Below are 17799 nucleotides of genomic sequence, written 5' to 3'. Positions count from 1 at the left end.
ATTGAAGAAAATTGTATTTGTAATTAATTATTTTTATCCAGATCTTGCTTCCACAGGTCAACTTATGACAGAACTCTGTTTAGATTTACAAGATGACTTCGAAATAACAGTAATAGCTGCAAAACCCGGTTACGCTGGGGAAAAAGACTTATCTAAAGGGATTTTAGTAACCGAGAAATTAGAAAATATTAAGGTTGTAAGGATTAAACTCCCACAAGTCAATAAAACTTCAAAGTTAAGTAGAATTAAGTATATATTATCATATTTTCTATTGGCAAATATTGCTTTATTAAAAGAGGAAAAAACTGATATCATATATACCATTTCACAGCCTCCGATATTAGGTGGTTTAATTGGTACTATTGGGAAGTTTATAAAAGGATCTAAACATATTTATAACATTCAAGATTTCAACCCTGAACAAGCTGAAGCTGTTAATTATACTAATAATAAAATAATTTTCAAATTAGCAAAAACAGTCGATAAATTTAACTGTTCATATTCAGATATGATTGTTTTGGTCGGCCAAGATATGTCAGAAACACTAAGAAAACGTTTTGTAAATAAAGCAATTCCTAAACATACTATTATTAATAACTGGACTAATGAAAATGAGATTTTACCTTTGGAGAAATCTCACCTCGAGGTTGAAAAATTAATTAGTTTGAATAACTTAAATGATAAATTTATTATCATGTATTCAGGTAATTTAGGGCTTTATTATGACTTGGAAAATATTATTAGGGTCACAAACAGTTTTAAAAACAATAAAAATATTGTTTTTCTTTTTGTTGGTGAAGGGGCTATGAAAGAAACTATGGAGAAATACATTATTGAAAATAAAATTTCAAATGTGAAATTTTTACCATATCAGCCCAAAGAATCAATTAAATACTCTTTGAATATTGCCGATGTACATCTAGTTGTAAACCAAAAAGGTATTAAAGGCGTTTCAGTTCCAAGTAAAATTTATGGAGTAATGGCTGCTGGGAAACCAATCCTTGGTGTATTGGAAAAAGACTCAGAAGCTCAATTATTAATTGAGAAAAGTAATTCTGGGATAATAGTTGAGCCGCAAGATTATGAAGGGATTAAAGATGCTATTGTGCATTTATATAAACTAAACAAAGAGGAAAGAAAAATAATGGGATTGAATGGACGTACTTTCTTAGAAAAATATTTGAGACGCGAAACTTCAATTAATAAATATAGAGAGTTAATTAAGAAAATTTGATTTAATAAGTGATAGAGGGAAGTACTTTCCGAGCAGTACTGGTATTGTAAAGTAACTTAGAAATAGACAGCAAAAAACAAATATGAAATAAAACAGGTCTATAAATGACCTGTTTTTTTGTGGAGGGGAAAAAATGAAACTAGTATTACTTTCAGGTGGTTCTGGTAAGCGGTTATGGCCGTTATCAAACGACACCAGATCTAAACAGTTCTTAAAAGTACTAGAAGGAAAAAATGGTGAGAAGGAATCTATGGTCCAACGTGTATGGGCGCAATTAGAAAATGTTAATCTAGCTGAGTCTTCTATAATTGCCACATCTAAAATGCAACGTGATATGATTCATAGCCAAGTCGGAACAGATGTCCCAATTATTGTAGAACCTGAACGAAGAGATACATTTCCTGCAATTGCTCTAGCTGCTTCATATTTATATTCTGAAAAGAATACTAGTGAAGAAGAAATTATTGCTGTTCTTCCAGTAGACCCATATGTGGAAAATAGCTTTTTTGAGCAAGTAAAGAAATTAGAAGATGTGTTAATTGAATCAAATGCAGATCTTGGTTTAATGGGCGTTAGACCTACCTATCCTTCTTCTAAGTACGGGTATATTGTACCGCAGGACAAAGTGGAAAAGGGTAGCTATTTTAAGGTTGGTAAATTCACTGAGAAGCCAAGTGAAGAGAAGGCACAAACACTTCTTGAAGTTAACGCATTATGGAATTGTGGAGTATTTGGGTTTAAATTAAGCTTTTTATTAAACATCTTAAAAGAAAAAGAATTGCCTTTAGAATATGATCAACTACTTACTCACTACTCTTCCTTACCAAAAATTAGCTTTGATTATGAAGTAGTGGAAAAGGCTCAACATATTGTTGCCCTACCATATGATGGATACTGGAAAGACCTTGGGACGTGGAACACATTAACAGAGGAGATGGCTACTTCACAAATAGGTAAAGGTGTCCTTTCAAACGACTCGACCAATACACATCTTGTTAATGAGTTGGATATTCCGGTTACTATCCTGGGGGTAAAAGATATTATTGTAGCTGCGAGTCCAGATGGAATACTAGTAGCAGACAAAGCTTCAAGTCCTAACATAAAAAGTTTAATTGGTGAGTTTAATCATCCACCTATGTATGAAGAACGGATTTGGGGTTGGTCTAGAGTGTTAGACTATGCTACCTATGAATCTGGTCAAGAAATGGTTACGAAACGTATCTGTATTCATGCAGGCAAGAACTCTAGCTACCATTATCATAACCTTCGAGACGAAGTTTGGACTATTGTCCGTGGAGAAGGAGAATTGGCTCTCGATGATAATATAACACGTGTAAAAGCAGGGGACATTATTCACTTACCTGCGGGAAAGAAACATGGCATTAAAGCAGTATCTGAAATTGAATTTATTGAAGTACAGACTGGAATAGGTATAAGTGACGAGGATTTCACAAGATTATACTTTACTTGGGAAGAAGTTTTAAAGCACTTCAAACAAACAAAATCAAAAGTAATTCTTTAATATGAACAGGAAGACCATTGCTTTTTACATATCAGATTACGGATATGGACATGCAAGTAGAAGTATTGCAATAATTAGGGAGTTACTTAAGAGGGAGGATCAGATATGCATTATTGTTTGTCACTCTTTCGCATTAACATTCATGAAAGCTTCCCTTCTAGAAGATAGAGTGCGCTTCAGAGAAATAGAGACAGACGTAGGATATGTTTTGCAAAAGTGTACCATATACCCCGACTATGAAGCGGTATCCAAAAAGATGGATAACTTCATAAATGACTTTCCTGGGCGCTCATTAAAAGAAAGCGAATTTCTGAAAAATGAAAAAGTAGATTTACTAATTACGGATATTTCTCCATTACCACTGTATGCGGCGTCTTTATTAGGGATTCCGACGATAGGAATCTCTAATTTTACATGGTATACAGCATATCATGGGCTAGTGCCAGCCAAACAATTGAAGTGGTTAAGGAAACAATACCAGTTAGTAGACTACTTTTTTCATTTGGGAGCCAGTAGGGAGCTGAATTGGGGGAGAAAGCAAAACATTGCATTCTTATTCTTTGCTCGCGAGATTGATACAATGGAGGTTCAAAGAATTCGAAAAAGCATACCTGTAGGTAAACAAGTAGTTTTCATTGGTCTAGGTATGAAGGTTGATAATTTAGTGGAGAAAGACTTTCCTATATGGGATAGTCCGAATTGTCATTTTATCGTTTCATCTAATATGAAAATTAAGAAAACTAACGTGACAGTAGTCCCAAGAAATTATATAGAATCTCAGAACTATCTGGCAGCCACTGATTTAATAATTTCCAAACCTGGTTGGGGGACAATAAGTGAAGCATTACTTGCAAAGAAACCATTGATACTATTGGATCGTAAAGATATGCAAGAAGACCAAGTCACCATAACCTTTTTAAAAGAGTTGAATAGATGCTCTACTATTCAATGGGAAGAATTAAAAAGACTAATTATAAGTAAAGACTATATTAGGGATGTTAGGAATGAACAAGATTTAATAACTAGCGCTAAATCTTGTCTTTCGGACATTTCCAATCAAATACTATACATTTTATATTCGTAAACACAGGAGGTACACCATGAACTGGAAAACAACATACGAATTTTGGAGAAACAATCAGTCGCTTGACCCTGAGTTACTTCAATTACTAAATGATATAATCGATGAAAAACAAAAAGAAGAACTTTTCTATAAAAACCTTGATTTCGGAACCGGTGGCATGCGTGGAGAAATTGGCCCAGGCACAAACAGAATGAACATTTACACCGTCCGTAAAGCTTCAGAAGGTCTTGCAAGATTTATAGAATCATATGGAGAAGAATCTAAAGAACGTGGAGTTGCTATTGCATATGACTCTCGGCACAAGTCTTCTGAGTTTGCTTTAGAAACAGCAAAAACACTTGGAGCTCATGGCATAAAATCCTATCTGTTTGAGGAACTCCGCCCAACGCCTGAATTATCCTTCACCGTAAGACATCTTAACGCGTTCGCTGGTGTTGTCATTACAGCTAGTCATAATCCTGCAGAATACAATGGCTATAAAGTGTATAACGAAGATGGTGGACAGCTCCCTCCTCAACAAGCAGATGAACTCGTGCTTAAAGTGAACGAAGTAGAGAACGAATTGGAAATCCCAGTCCTAGAAAAAGAAGAACTGATTGCACAAGGGCTATTAACATACATTGGGGAAGAGTTAGATGCCGCTTACAATGAGCAGTTAAAAACCATTCTTGTAAACCCTCAGCTGGTTCTTGAGAAGGGAAAGGAATTAAGTATTGTATTCACTCCTATTCATGGTACTGCGAATAAGTCGGTAAGAAGGGTACTACAATCCACAGGTTTTTCCAATGTAACGATTGTCCAAGAGCAGGAGCAACCTGACCCAGACTTTTCAACTGTTACATCTCCTAACCCTGAAGAGCATGCTGCATTTGCACTTGCAATTGAGTATGGGAAAAAAGCAAACGCCGATATCCTAATTGGAACCGATCCAGACGCAGATCGAATTGGTGTTGTAGTAAAGAATCTAGCTGGAGAGTACACCGTTCTTACTGGGAATCAAATGGGTGCTTTGATGGTACATTATCTATTACACCAAAAGAAGAAAAAAGGAACGCTACCTGAAAATGGGGTTGTGTTAAAAACCATCGTAACATCTGAAATTGGGAATGCTATTGCAGACAAGTATGGAATGGCTACCATTGACACCTTAACAGGATTTAAATTCATAGGGGAAAAGATCAATGAATACAAGGAAACGGGACAACATGAGTTCCTATTCGGATATGAAGAAAGCTATGGATATCTAATTGGTGATTTTGTTCGAGATAAAGATGCGGTGCAATCAGCATTATTTGCTGCAGAGGTTGCATTATACTATAAACTTCATGGAAAAACCCTTTATGAAGGGCTTATAGAAATATTTGAAGAATATGGATATTATTTAGAAGATTTAGTTTCTAAAACCTTAAAAGGAAAAGATGGTGCTGAACAGATTCAAGCATTAATGAAGGAATACCGTCTACATCCACCTAAAGAGGTAACGGACATCAAAATAGTTGCTGTGGAGGACTATCAAGTAAGCGAAAGAACATGTCAGTTTACAGGAAAGAAAACGGAAATTATATTACCAAAATCGAATGTTCTAAAATTCTTCCTAGAGGATGGATCTTGGTTCTGCTTGCGTCCTTCCGGAACAGAGCCAAAAATCAAATATTACTTCGGTGTTAAAGAAAAGTCCTTAGAAGCTAGTCAAGCAAGACTGACAGCACTTAAGGCTGCAATCGTGTAACTATTCCCTCTAGAAACAGGTACTATGCCCTTGTTTCTGGGGTGAAAAAGGAGTTTATTAATGAAGAAAGCAACAATGTGGGGTCTGAATTTCTACACATAATTAAAAGCCTGTATACCAAATCTCGCTTTTGGTTGTACCGGAACGTAGTCGTTTGGTTACAGAATTAGTGTTCCAAGATGAAAACTTGCTATTTCTTAACTAAGCATCTCTTATTGACCGTGGTGTAAATGTAAGAGTTGGTACCCCAATTATTTACTCGATTCCTGTAAATTTCCAAAAATATTGTAGAAACGAAAGAGCAGTTTATTCAACGTATTAAAAAGGAGAATGGAATGAACTATTAACAAAAGTAACTGTTAAGCCTTCAGGTTTCTTTTATATACCAAGTGCACCACTCCACGCTCACTGTACCGGAGTATTAATCCATACAACAGAATCGTATACACTTTTCGTGTATATGATTCTGTTCGCATTGTTAATAATGGAGAAACTCGTGAACTGCACCTTGAAAATCCATTGACGTTTCCGTTGTCCCCCACAAAAGTACAGGTTTGTTCTAAGAGAGACTGCTTAACTATAATTTGTGATTACTTAATATATAGATTAGTTCTAAGAATAATAAAGTCGTGAATTTTATGCTACCAATCTAAGAAAAATGCTATAATAGCTAAAGTTAAAAGCTATTTTAAAAGAGGTATTGAAAATGCAATCAAGCTACTATAACTTTTATCTTTCTTTGTTAATTTTTATCGTATTAGTTTTCTTAGGGCCAATCGCTTTAATAGAGGCTGATATTAGCCGATTTTCTAATTCTTTGCTGTTATTTTATTTAATTATTGTATATTCGGCTTTTAGATTAGTTACAATTGGCCTGTCAATTAACAGAAGGTTAATTGAAATGACATTCTACATTTTTACTTATGTTTTCATGGGTCTTGTCCCCTATGGACAGATAGTGAGTCATTCCTTCTATTGGCCGGGTTCTTATACGGACAATAATTTTTTTCTAGCTGGACTTACAATTATTGTGGGACTAATCTCTTTTGAGATAGGATTAAAAATGGGTAATAAGATAAATCCTATAGAAGTTAGACCTTTGAAGCTTACTCTTGGAAGCATACAAATAATGATTATTATCAGTTTGTTATTATTTGTAGTTGGTTTTGTTGCGATTGGAGGAGCCAGTGTAGTTTTTGGTACAAGAGGTGAGGTATCAGGGGCTTTGGGAAGTATATCAGGTTCAGCTATTGGAACTGCTATCTTAAGAGTTCCTGTTTTTGTCACATTGATTTTTTGTTTGGTTTACTTTATCAATAAAGAAAATAGACATCCTTTGATAAAGTCAAACCTTTTTACTATAGTATCTATATTTGTGCTTTTGGTAGTTAATATGATTGCTAGCAACCCATTATCCACCCCTAGATTTTGGCTAGGTTCTATATTTTTTGCGATATTTTTCATTATCTCCTCCAAACACAAACAACATACTGTTTCACACTTTATTATTATCACTCTTGGAATATTATTGTTAGTTTTCCCATATTCTGATGTTTTCAGGTATGATAATGAATTCAAAGTTAATATACAGGGTTTTCATGAAAAGGTAATAATAAGTGGTGATTTTGATGCTTTCCAACAATTAATGAATATTCAAAAACACACAGATATCAATGGTTTTAGTTATGGCGAACAAATAATATCTTCAGCTTTATTTTGGGTTCCTCGTTCCATTTGGGATGGTAAATCTCAAGGGACTGGGATGCTTGCAGCTGAAAGTGTGATGTATGATTATACGAATTTATCAGCACCAATATTTGGAGAGTTCTTTATCGATTTTGGTTTTATCGGTTTAATCCCTTTATTTATCTGCTATGGGTATTTAACCGCAAGAATGCAAAATTTATATATCTACTGTGTTCTTAACAAACAAATTACGGTTGCTTCAGTTATTGTCCCTATTTTTGCTGCATACCAGATTTTCTTATTAAGAGGTCAGCTAATGAGTACTTTACCGTTTTTGTTTGTTATTGCTATATTTTCGATTGTAGGTGTTAAATTAACAACGTCTAAAAAAAATAGAATAGTGTGGAGTAAATAAAGTTCTAACTGAGATGATAGTGTTCATGTGCAATATTCATTGACTATATTGTCCCAGATGTAACGGAATTGTAAGACAGGAATATTTAGAAAAAATCTTGAGAACTCTAAACTAGTTGTTTTATTGAAATAAAATAACTAGTTTAGAGCAAGGAGTTTTTTAAATATCAAAAAAAATGTATCCGTATTTTTTAAAAGATGGTGATAAACAATGGAGAAATTTATAAAGGTTTTAATAAAAACTAGAAAGTTTTTAATAATCGGAAAATTTTCAGTTGTAGTACTAAAATTATTAGGACTAGAGATTCCTAAGAAAGTTATAATTGGAAAAAATGTTAAATTTAATCATCTTTCAACTGGTTTAGTTATTCATCCAAAAACTGTCATTGAAGATGATGTACAGATTTTTCAAGGTGTTACAATTGGTAGAGCTGATGCTTATCAAGACTACAAGTTTTCCGAAATGGAAGGTATTGTAATCAAAAGAGGGGCTGTTCTTTGTGCTGGTTCGAAAATCCTTTGTAAAAAAGGTATCTTAACTGTCGGAGAAAACACAATAGTTGGAGCTAATTCAGTTCTATTGAATTCAACGGGTGATAACGAAATTTGGGCAGGTATACCTGCAAAACTGCAAAAATCCTATCAAAAAAAGCAATAAAGAAAGCTTATATTCAACTCATTTTATAATCTTTAGATCAATTATGGGATATAACAAGACACCATTGCGGGGTGTTTTTTTTGTGAATGGCAATTATTCTTGAATTACTGCACCTCCTAACCTATTAGAATTGAGGAGTGGTAGAAGAGCTGTAGCAGTATTTTGTTTACCCTATTCTCTATGAAGGTGATGCAAGCACTGCAGTTCTTGTGGAAAAGTGGTTCTGAGGAGGAATTGGTTCCAGACTTTGTCTATTTTACTATCAGTACAGAAAATAAGTGCAGAGCTAATATCACACGGAAAGCTGTATATGAAGAAAATTTCTAATTATTGGTATAGATTGTATCTTTATTAATAATTATGTGTGATCCAGAGCTGATGATTTTTAGGTCGGGGCGCTGTTTCATCAAGTAGTAGAAGAACCCCTTTTTAATAACCCGATATTACAAAACAAGAATTATACCAACTGAAACAAAGGAAGTGTCAACCAATGAAAATCGTAATAGCAGGAACTGGTTACGTAGGCTTATCCAATGCAATGCTTTTAGCTCAGCATAATGAGGTTGTGGCTCTTGATATCGTTCAAGAAAGAGTAGAACTTTTAAATAAAAAACAATCTCCGATTGTGGATAATGAAATTGAAGAATTTTTAACGAAAAAAGATCTGAATTTCACTGCAACCACTGATAAATTTCAAGCTTATAAGGATGCAGAGTTTGTCATTATTGCTACACCGACAGACTATGATCCTGACTTGGATTATTTTAATACCAAATCTGTAGAGTCCGTTATTGAAACTGTATTAGAGACTAATTCTGATGCAGTAATGGTAATCAAATCAACGGTTCCTGTAGGATATACAAAAGAAACGAGAGCGAAATTCAATACAGATAATATTATCTTTTCTCCAGAGTTTCTACGTGAAGGAAAAGCTCTTTATGATAACCTTTATCCTTCCAGAATTATTGTAGGAGAAAAATCGGAACGTGCGGAAAAATTTGCGTCCTTGCTTGTTCAAGGAGCGATAAAAGAGGATATTCCAGTTCTATTCACGGACTCAACAGAAGCTGAAGCAGTTAAACTTTTCTCTAACACGTATTTAGCGCTTCGAGTAGCATATTTTAATGAACTCGACACGTATGCAGAGGAAAAAGGCTTAAATACTAAGCAGATTATTGAAGGTGTAGGGTTGGATCCGCGAATCGGAAGCCATTATAATAACCCATCCTTTGGCTATGGAGGATACTGTCTACCAAAAGACACCAAACAGTTGAAGGCTAATTATAAGGAAGTGCCTAACAAAATAATTGCAGCTATCGTAGATTCTAACAGTACTCGTAAAGATTACATTGCTTCTAAAGTATTGGAGAAACAGCCTAAAACTGTGGGAGTGTATCGACTAACTATGAAAACAGGATCCGATAATTTCCGTGCTTCCTCCATCCAAGGAATTATGAAGCGCTTAATATCTGAAGGCGTAGAGGTAGTAATTTATGAACCCGTAATACAAGGAGATACCTTCGAACAATTTAAGGTGATGAGAAATCTCTCAGAATTCATAGAAAAGTCCGATGTGATCCTATCAAACAGAATAGATGAAGAGCTTTCAGACGTGAGGGAAAAGGTATATACACGCGATATATTTAATAGAGATTAACCTAGGAGGCCTTCCTTAAAAGCGGGCCTCCTTTATTAAAGCTTATGAAGTTATAGGGAAAGCGGGATTTATTGTTGGGATTTTCCCATTACTTCAAGGAATTCCCTCTGATTTTAATTATATAATTTGGAATATTAAAGCGTTGTGAGAAGGGAGGGTTGGGAAAATATCCTATTTCCAACTCCGATATTTGCCACCGTTTCCCCTAATCTAGGACTTTTTCTGTTTTTCGGAGAATTAACAAAGTAAAGTTTCTGACTGTCAATATAGAAAATTATGATCACTAAAAAATGACTTGCGATTTACCTATCTAATAAGCTTAATAAACTCTTCTATAGCTTTTTTATGCATTCGACACACAGGAGGTACCATCTTTGACCAAAATGGAAAATAACTTTGTAGAGGGATTACATACATATAATTTCTATAACACCACCACCAACTCCTGGCTCACGGTCGTCCCAGAACGTGGAGGAATCATCACAGAACTGGGTTTTGCCGGAAAAGAACTCCTTTATTTAAACAAAGACACTCTTTATAATAAGGACAAGAATGTAAGGGGAGGCATCCCTATTCTCTTCCCGATCTCAGGACAGCTGACAAATGGTGAGTACACCTGGAACGATCAAGTATATCCTATGAGCAACCATGGGTTTGCAAGAAATCTGGTATGGTCGGTTTTGGACACCAACGAACAACATTCTTCGATTACCTTGCAACTATCTAGTAATGAGGAAACCAGAAAATCGTTTCCGTTTGACTTTGATGTAACGTTCACCTATATTTTGAAAGAAAATGAACTTGTCATTGAACAACAGTATCGTAATACCTCAAACGCTCCGATGCCGATTGCTGCAGGCTTTCATCCATATTTTAAATCGGATATTAAGGTGTTCCCTATGGCTACAGATGCTACAAAGCTATATGATTACAACGATGGATTAGTTAAACCTTATAATGGTATGGTAGATTTAGAAGCGAAGAAAGAAGCTGTGGTGCTACTTGATGCACAGCAGAATAAAGTGGAGTTTGATTCAATCACTCTTACATATGGTCAGGAATTCCGCTATGTGATGCTCTGGACAGAACAAGAAAATGATTTTGTCTGTGTCGAGCCATGGATGTCCTTGACGGATGAATTCAATAAGAAAAATGACCTTTTGTATATCGAACCTGGAGAGACACTCAATACTGTCTTCTCTATTGCTATAAAATCAACTTAAAAGGAGACGACCATGAAACAACCAATCTTTTTAACACCTACCTTCCAGGAAAGAATCTGGGGCGGTACAAAGCTAGCTACAGAATTCAATTATGAAATCCCATCAGACCTGACAGGTGAATGCTGGGCGGTATCCGGCCATCCGAACGGACAAAGTGTAGTGACAGATGGTCCATATAAGGGCTATAAATTAGGGGAGCTCTATAAGGAGAAAAAAGAGCTTTTCGGCAATCATCCAAGTGAAGTTTTCCCACTTTTAACGAAAATTCTGGATGCGAACCAGGATCTTTCTGTACAGGTCCATCCAAATGATGAGTATGCAAACAAGAATGAAAACGGTGAGTTGGGCAAGACCGAATGCTGGTATGTGATTGATTGTGAAGAGGGTGCAGAGATCATCTTCGGGCATACGGCAGAGACAAGAGAAGAGTTTGTTGCGCGGGTGGAAAAGGGCGAATGGGATGAACTGCTTACACGAATATCTGTTAAGCCCGGTGACTTCTTCTATGTGCCAAGCGGAACAATCCACGCTCTTTGTGCAGGTGTATTGATCCTTGAGACACAGCAAAGCTCTGACACTACCTATAGAGTATACGACTACGATCGACGAGACCAGGCCGGAAATACCCGTGAATTGCATATCGAGAAATCCATTGCTGTTTCCACCATCCCACATGAGAATGTGAATGTGACACCAAAGGTAGAAAAGGTAAGAGATACCACCATTACAACATATGTGGAAGCAGAATATTTCACCGTATATAAATGGGACATCGCCGGCTCTTATACCGCTTCTCAGCCACACCATTTCCTCATAGCAAGTGTGATAGATGGGGAAGGAAAGCTGGAAACCGCAGAAGGTACATTCAAGCTTCAAAAGGGTGACCACTTCATCCTTCCTCATGGACTAGGTAAGTTCACTTTGGAAGGAAACGTAAGCCTGATCGTTTCCCACCCATAAAAAATCAGGGCATCCACACTGGATGGCCCTATTTTTGTTTCTCCCGCAGCTTCTGCATCAGGTACGACTCAAAGATGATATCTATCAGCACAAGAAGTGTGGACCGTGCAGTAAGGTCATACCCCGAAAAGGTCACTCTTTCCACATTCGCACTGAGCGAAGCTGTAACAAGGTTATTTAATCTGCTATCCACTGTATTGGTGATGGCCGCAGTTGGTGCCTGGTGATATTTCAGTTTTTCCGCAGTCTTCAGGATCGTCTGTGTTTCCCCGCTCGATGATATGAAAATGACCAGGTCATTGCGCCCGACCATATTGGAGAGCAGGTCGATAATATGTGATTCGTACACATAGAAGGTAGGCTTGTTCACCTGCATCAAGAGCTTGCTTAAATATTCACCCATCATCTTCGAAAGCCCCACTGCCACAATCACAATCTTATCCGCCTTCACCATCAACTGCGTGATTCTATTGATATCATCAATGCCCAGCTGTCCAAGCATGGAATCCAGATCCTGCTGATGACGCTTTATTATGTTTTCATCACTTGGAATATGATCCTGATCCAATGTCTTCAATATGTATTTCAGTTCCGTAAAGCCCTCTAGACCAAGCTTATGACACATTCGAACAATCGTCGTCGTACTCACATTATTTGCTTCCGCCATCTCCGTTAACGGGATATTCTTCGCAATATCCAAGTGGTCATCAATGTAGTAGAGCACATGCTTTTCCGAATGGCTTAAAGTTGGGACAGCTGCTCCGAATCTCTCAATCACTCTTCCCATGCAATTCCCCCCTTTATTTCATATCTTTTCCTCTATTCGACATAATAACACTAGTACAACATTCCGTACAATAGTACACCGACCGTACAACTTTCCAAACGTTTCCCATGATATAAATAACGTGTAAGCGGTTTTACAATCGCTTTCATTCAAAAAAGATTAACTTTGTTTTCAAATATATCAAACAGGAGTGACTGTCATGGAACTAAGAAATATGACAAGTGAAAACTTACTCTTCCTGGATGCCGAATGGACATCTAAAGAGCAAGTGATAGAGCAGCTAGTCGATGCTCTATACAACAATGGAAACTTAGAAGCGAAAGAGCCATTCATACAGGCTGTATTGGAGCGCGAACAGCTTTCTCCTACTGGTATGGAAGCAGGACTGGCCATCCCCCACGGAAAATCCAAAGCTGTAAAAAAAGCGGCTTTTGCAGTAGCAAAGCTGAAAAAACCGATTTCTACGTGGGAAAGCCTGGATCCATCCAACCAAGTAGAGCTAGTATTCTTATTGGCTATACCGGATACAGAAGCAGGCAGCACCCACCTCAAGCTTTTATCAGAGCTGAGTACAAGACTAATGAATCCTGATTATCTTAAGCGTCTATATGATGCAAAGGATAGGAGCTCCTTATTGCAAGCATTGAATACTGTGGAGAAAAAGGAAGAAAAGATGGCTGCAGTGGAAGGACCACGAAAGAAAGTATTGGCTATTACCGCCTGTGCAGCTGGTATCGCACATACGTACATGTCAGCTGAAGCATTGGAAAAAGCCGGCCGTGAGCTTGGAGTAGAAGTCATCGTAGAAAAGCAAGGTGCCAATGGCCTCGAGGACAAGCATACACAGGCTTTGATCAGTGAAGCGGATGCGGTTATCTTTGCAACCGATATCGCACCAAAGGGAATGGAGCGCTTCAACGGCCTGCCATACGTCCGTACGAGAGTGGCGGAACCATTAAGACATGCAAAAGACATGATTACCCGTGTATTGGAAAAACCGGATGGCATCGTGAAGGAAGCCGAGGATGCTTCAACAGGGAACGAAGAGAAGAAAGGCTTCTTTTCCGAGATGGCAGCAGCAATTCTGACTGGTATCTCCTACATGATCCCGGTTATCGTATCAGCTGGTCTGATGATCGGTTTGGCCAAGCTTGGAGCAATGCCATTCGGATTGGTACAGGAAATAAGCAATCCGGAATATGCAACACATTCCAATGAATTCTTTAAAATATTGCATCATCTAGATAAATTCGGCGGACTCATTTTTAAATTCATGTATCCTGTATTCGGTGCCTTTGTCGCCTATGCACTTGCCAACCGTCCAGGACTCGTATCCGGTTTTATCGGAGGAGCATTTGCTGCCGGACTTCATTTCACCTTCTGGGGAGTCGAAGGCGGAGTTGCATCCGGATTTTTAGGAGCATTAGTTCTAGGTTTAACAGCAGGTTATGTATCTAAGATTGCCAATGAAAAAATCAAGCTCGGCAAGAACTTCCAGGCCATGAAGCCGATGCTGCTCATCCCGGCCATCAGTGTATTGAGTATATTCTTTATGAACTTCTATTTTGTAGATCCAGTGTTTGGTGCATTGAATGCATCCTTGACGAAAATTATCGCCGGTGCGGAAGACTCTGGAGCACTAGTGCTTTCTTCCATCATCGCGTCCGCAACAGCATTTGACCTTGGTGGACCAATCAATAAAGCGGCAGGAGCCATCGCCATCGGTCTTGCTGCCGATGAGATTTTTCCATTGACTGCACGTGTACTGGCCATTGTTATCCCGCCAATCGGATTGGGACTGGCAACAGTCATTGACCGTTATGTAGTAGGACGTCGCGTCTTTGATGCGGACCTTCGTGTAGCAGGAAACACATCCTTATTGCTAGGATTCATTGCGATCAGTGAAGGGGCAATCCCGTTCATGCTTCGCAACCCGCTCATCACGATTCCGTTGAACATTATCGGAGCGATCCTGGGAGCATGTACAGCAGTTTTACTAGGTGCCGTACAATGGTATCCACTTCCTGCAATCTGGGGCTGGCCACTAGTGGAAAATGTATGGGCATATCTTATCGGACTGGCTGTCGGAGCAGCGTTCATCGCATTCTCCAACATCTTCATCCGTTTTGCCCTGATCAAAAGAAAAGAGCGTCAAGCTAAGTAAATCCAAGTAATTGGAGGAGAAAACATGACGAACAAGAAAAAAGTATTTGTTGTACCGCATTCCCACTGGGATCGTGAGTGGTACTTTACCATAGAGGATTCAAACGTACTATTAGTAGAAAACCTGGACTATCTCATGGATGTCCTTGAAAATGATCAAGATTACAACGGCTATGTGTTTGATGCACAGATGTCTGTTGTCGATGAATATTTGAAAATTCGTCCGGAGCAGCGCGAGCGTTTACAGAAGCTCGTCGCTGCAAAGCGGATTTTTGTCGGACCGTGGTATACCCAAACCGATTCCCTTTTAGTCAATAAAGAATCCATCATCCGCAACTTGCTGTATGGAACAAGAATGGCAACAGAAATGGGTCACAGCATGAATAATGGTTACCTGCCAGACATCTTCGGTCAAAATATGTACTTGCCTTCCATGTTTGAAGGCTTTGGCATTGATTACAGCATCCTGCAGCGTGGGATCTACACAGATCAATTGAACGGTGATCTGAATTTTACATGGAAGTCTCCGGATGGGAAGGGTGTAAAAGCGAATAATATCTATTTCGGCTATGGACCAGGGAAGTTCTTGGCAGCAGACGAAGAGTACCATCAAGAACGTCTTATTCCAATGCTGGATAAATTGGCTGCGATGAACGAGAGTACGGATAATCTGTTACTGCCAGCAGGTGGTGACCAGGTGCTTGTCCGCGACCATTTTCCGGAAACAGTGAAAGAACTCAATGAGAAGGATGACAAGTATGAATACATCCTATCCGACTTTGAATCTTTTATGAAGGAAACGTGGAAGGACGAATCAGCATTTGAAAATGTGATCGAGGGTGAATTGATTGCCTCCCAAAAATCACGCATTCACAACACGATTCGTTCGCAGCGCTATGACTTGAAGAAACTGAACTACGATGTGGAAAATAAAATCTTATATGTGCTTGAGCCTCTTGCAGTGATTGGAAAAGCATTAGGACTCTCCTACCCTCAGAGGTGGCTGGATTCCATGTGGAAGATGCTGTTCGATGTACATGCCCATGACAGTATTGGCGGGTGCAACTCGGATGACACGAACCATGACATCATCGTACGTCTGGAAAAGGTCAACCGTATCGCGGACGGACTCGTAAATATCATCAAAAAACAGCTTACAAAAGCGATTAGCGTACAGACAGGACAGGAGAATATCTCGGTCGTGTTCAATACAGATTCCAAAAACTACTCAGGTTTGATAGAAACGGTGCTATTTACAAAGAAAACAACATTCACTCTCCAATCCTACCAGGGAGATGCGGTACCTTTTGAACTGCTATCCCAGGAATACATCAGCGGCGGCAAGAAAATCGTCGTCACGGCTGAAGGGGAAAAGGAAGTAGAAGTACCGGGCTATTACCGTTCTGTCATTCAAGCAAAGCTGATCGAAGTACCAGCAATGGGCTACACGACTCTTTTTGTGGAAGAGCAAGAAACAACGGTAACGAAAGTAAACTCCAGCAAAGAATCATTTATCGAAAATGATCAGTATCGCGTAACATTGGAAAATGATGTCCTGACACTTGAAAACAAGCAAACGAAGCAAAAGCTGGTGGACTTCATCCGCTTTGAAAATGTTGCAGATGCCGGCGATTCCTATGATTTCTCCCCTTTGCCAGGTGATGAGCCTATCCATTGGAACGAAGCAAGACTCGTAGGGGTGAAAAAAGGTGAATTTTCACAAAGGTTAGTTATAGAATTTACTGCCGAGCTACCGGCTGAGTTGAATGGGCAAAATCGTAGCAACGATACAAAAGCCTTCAAGATCCTCACCACTTTTACCCTCCAAGATGGAGAAGAAATGGTGCGTGTCCATCATGGAATCGATAACATATGCAAGGATCACCGTATCCGCGTGCTGCTTTCCACAGGATTGGAAAATGTAGCGCACTCTTATGCCGATCAAGCATTCAGTGTGATCGAACGTCCTGTTGTCCAGCCCTATTTGGAAGGCTGGAGGGAAAAAGGATTCGCCGAAGCGCCGGTTCCGATCTATCCATTGGAAAACTTTGTAGGTGTAACAAGTGATAATGCAAGCTTTGCCACAATCACAAAAGGGATAAAGGAATATGAAGTACTGGCCGAAACAAATGAACTTGCACTCACTCTATTCCGCAGTGTCGGTTTACTGGGCCGTGACAACCTGGAATGGCGTCCAGGCCGCGCGTCAGGGATCAACAACAAAGTAGTCTATACGCCTGATGCCCAGCTCCAGCAGGAAATGGAATTTGATTATGCCATTGTGTGGACAGGCAAGGAAATGGACAAAACAGAACTATTTTCCAAAACAGATTACTATCGCAAGCATTACGCCACTTACCAGCATCAGTCCTTGAATACGTTCGAAGAGAGATTGGAACGATTTGAACTTCCGATGCCGATCAAAGAATTACAACCATCCAACTCATTATTTAACATAGATAACCAGGCTGTATTTATGAGCACATGCAAGCAATCATATGAGGAGAATGGCGTGATCGTAAGGTTCTTTAACCCGACTGAAGACGTACAACGTTTCTCTGTTACCTCTGAAGTATTCACTGACCAGGCCGTGACCAACTTATATGAGACAGTACTGGGAAAAGTGGACGGAGCTATGGAGATACCACCAAAAGGCTATGTAACAATAAAATTGACATAAAG

The 17799-nt window shown here is 38.6% G+C and carries 12 protein-coding genes; 11 read left to right on the top strand and 1 reads right to left on the bottom strand.

The window, feature by feature from the left end; genetic code table 11:
* The first annotated feature begins 1 nt into the window (after position 1).
* The 9 genes from JOC95_RS02015 to manA all read left to right on the top strand — a co-directional run bounded on the left by JOC95_RS02015 (position 2) and on the right by manA (position 12167).
* The gene (locus tag JOC95_RS02015) at positions 2-1234 is read left to right on the top strand and encodes a glycosyltransferase family 4 protein (RefSeq protein WP_239582661.1); all 1233 of its coding nucleotides are present in this window, start codon (positions 2-4) and stop codon (positions 1232-1234) included.
* A gap of 133 nt (positions 1235-1367) precedes the next feature.
* Complete coding sequence (locus JOC95_RS02010; protein ID WP_204412907.1) at positions 1368-2756, top strand: sugar phosphate nucleotidyltransferase; 1389 nt, start codon at positions 1368-1370, stop codon at positions 2754-2756.
* A gap of 1 nt (position 2757) precedes the next feature.
* Entirely contained in the window at positions 2758-3840 is a 1083-nt protein-coding gene (locus tag JOC95_RS02005) for a glycosyltransferase (RefSeq protein ID WP_204412905.1), read from the top strand.
* A 16-nt stretch (positions 3841-3856) separates the two neighbouring features.
* Positions 3857-5569 (top strand): phospho-sugar mutase, encoded by a 1713-nt coding sequence (locus JOC95_RS02000; protein ID WP_204412903.1) that lies wholly within the window; start codon positions 3857-3859, stop codon positions 5567-5569.
* A 706-nt stretch (positions 5570-6275) separates the two neighbouring features.
* Complete coding sequence (locus JOC95_RS01995) at positions 6276-7670, top strand: oligosaccharide repeat unit polymerase (protein WP_204412901.1); 1395 nt, start codon at positions 6276-6278, stop codon at positions 7668-7670.
* Positions 7671-7880: 210 nt separating this feature from the next.
* A complete protein-coding gene (locus JOC95_RS01990; RefSeq protein ID WP_204412899.1) occupies positions 7881-8327 on the top strand; it encodes an LbetaH domain-containing protein in 447 nt (148 codons plus the stop codon).
* Positions 8328-8817: 490 nt separating this feature from the next.
* Positions 8818-9984, top strand: coding sequence for a nucleotide sugar dehydrogenase (locus JOC95_RS01985; protein ID WP_204412897.1), 1167 nt, complete (start codon positions 8818-8820; stop codon positions 9982-9984).
* 383 nt (positions 9985-10367) lie between these two features.
* Positions 10368-11207, top strand: coding sequence for an aldose epimerase family protein (locus JOC95_RS01980; protein WP_239582684.1), 840 nt, complete (start codon positions 10368-10370; stop codon positions 11205-11207).
* A gap of 12 nt (positions 11208-11219) precedes the next feature.
* Positions 11220-12167, top strand: a complete 948-nt coding sequence (gene manA, locus JOC95_RS01975) for a mannose-6-phosphate isomerase, class I (protein WP_204412892.1) — start codon at positions 11220-11222, stop codon at positions 12165-12167.
* A gap of 28 nt (positions 12168-12195) precedes the next feature.
* On the opposite strand, the gene JOC95_RS01970 is transcribed toward manA, so the two are convergent.
* A complete protein-coding gene (locus tag JOC95_RS01970; protein ID WP_204412891.1) occupies positions 12196-12954 on the bottom strand; it encodes a MurR/RpiR family transcriptional regulator in 759 nt (252 codons plus the stop codon).
* A gap of 199 nt (positions 12955-13153) precedes the next feature.
* Between JOC95_RS01970 and JOC95_RS01965 the strand changes: the two genes are divergently transcribed.
* Together JOC95_RS01965 and JOC95_RS01960 are read left to right on the top strand one after the other, a co-directional pair.
* Positions 13154-15118 carry a fructose-specific PTS transporter subunit EIIC gene (locus JOC95_RS01965; RefSeq protein WP_204412889.1) on the top strand — a complete coding sequence of 655 codons (1965 nt, stop codon included), beginning with the start codon at positions 13154-13156 and terminating at the stop codon, positions 15116-15118.
* A gap of 24 nt (positions 15119-15142) precedes the next feature.
* Positions 15143-17797 carry a glycoside hydrolase family 38 N-terminal domain-containing protein gene (locus JOC95_RS01960; RefSeq protein WP_204412887.1) on the top strand — a complete coding sequence of 885 codons (2655 nt, stop codon included), beginning with the start codon at positions 15143-15145 and terminating at the stop codon, positions 17795-17797.
* Positions 17798-17799 lie beyond the last annotated feature (2 nt).

Origin of the sequence: Sutcliffiella tianshenii (assembly GCF_016908565.1) — a bacterium.
In the GTDB taxonomy this organism is placed as follows: Bacteria; Bacillota; Bacilli; order Bacillales; family Bacillaceae_I; genus Sutcliffiella_A; species Sutcliffiella_A tianshenii.
The sequence above is the reverse complement of the archived record's forward strand: the minus strand, read 5'-3'. Positions and strand labels throughout refer to the sequence as shown.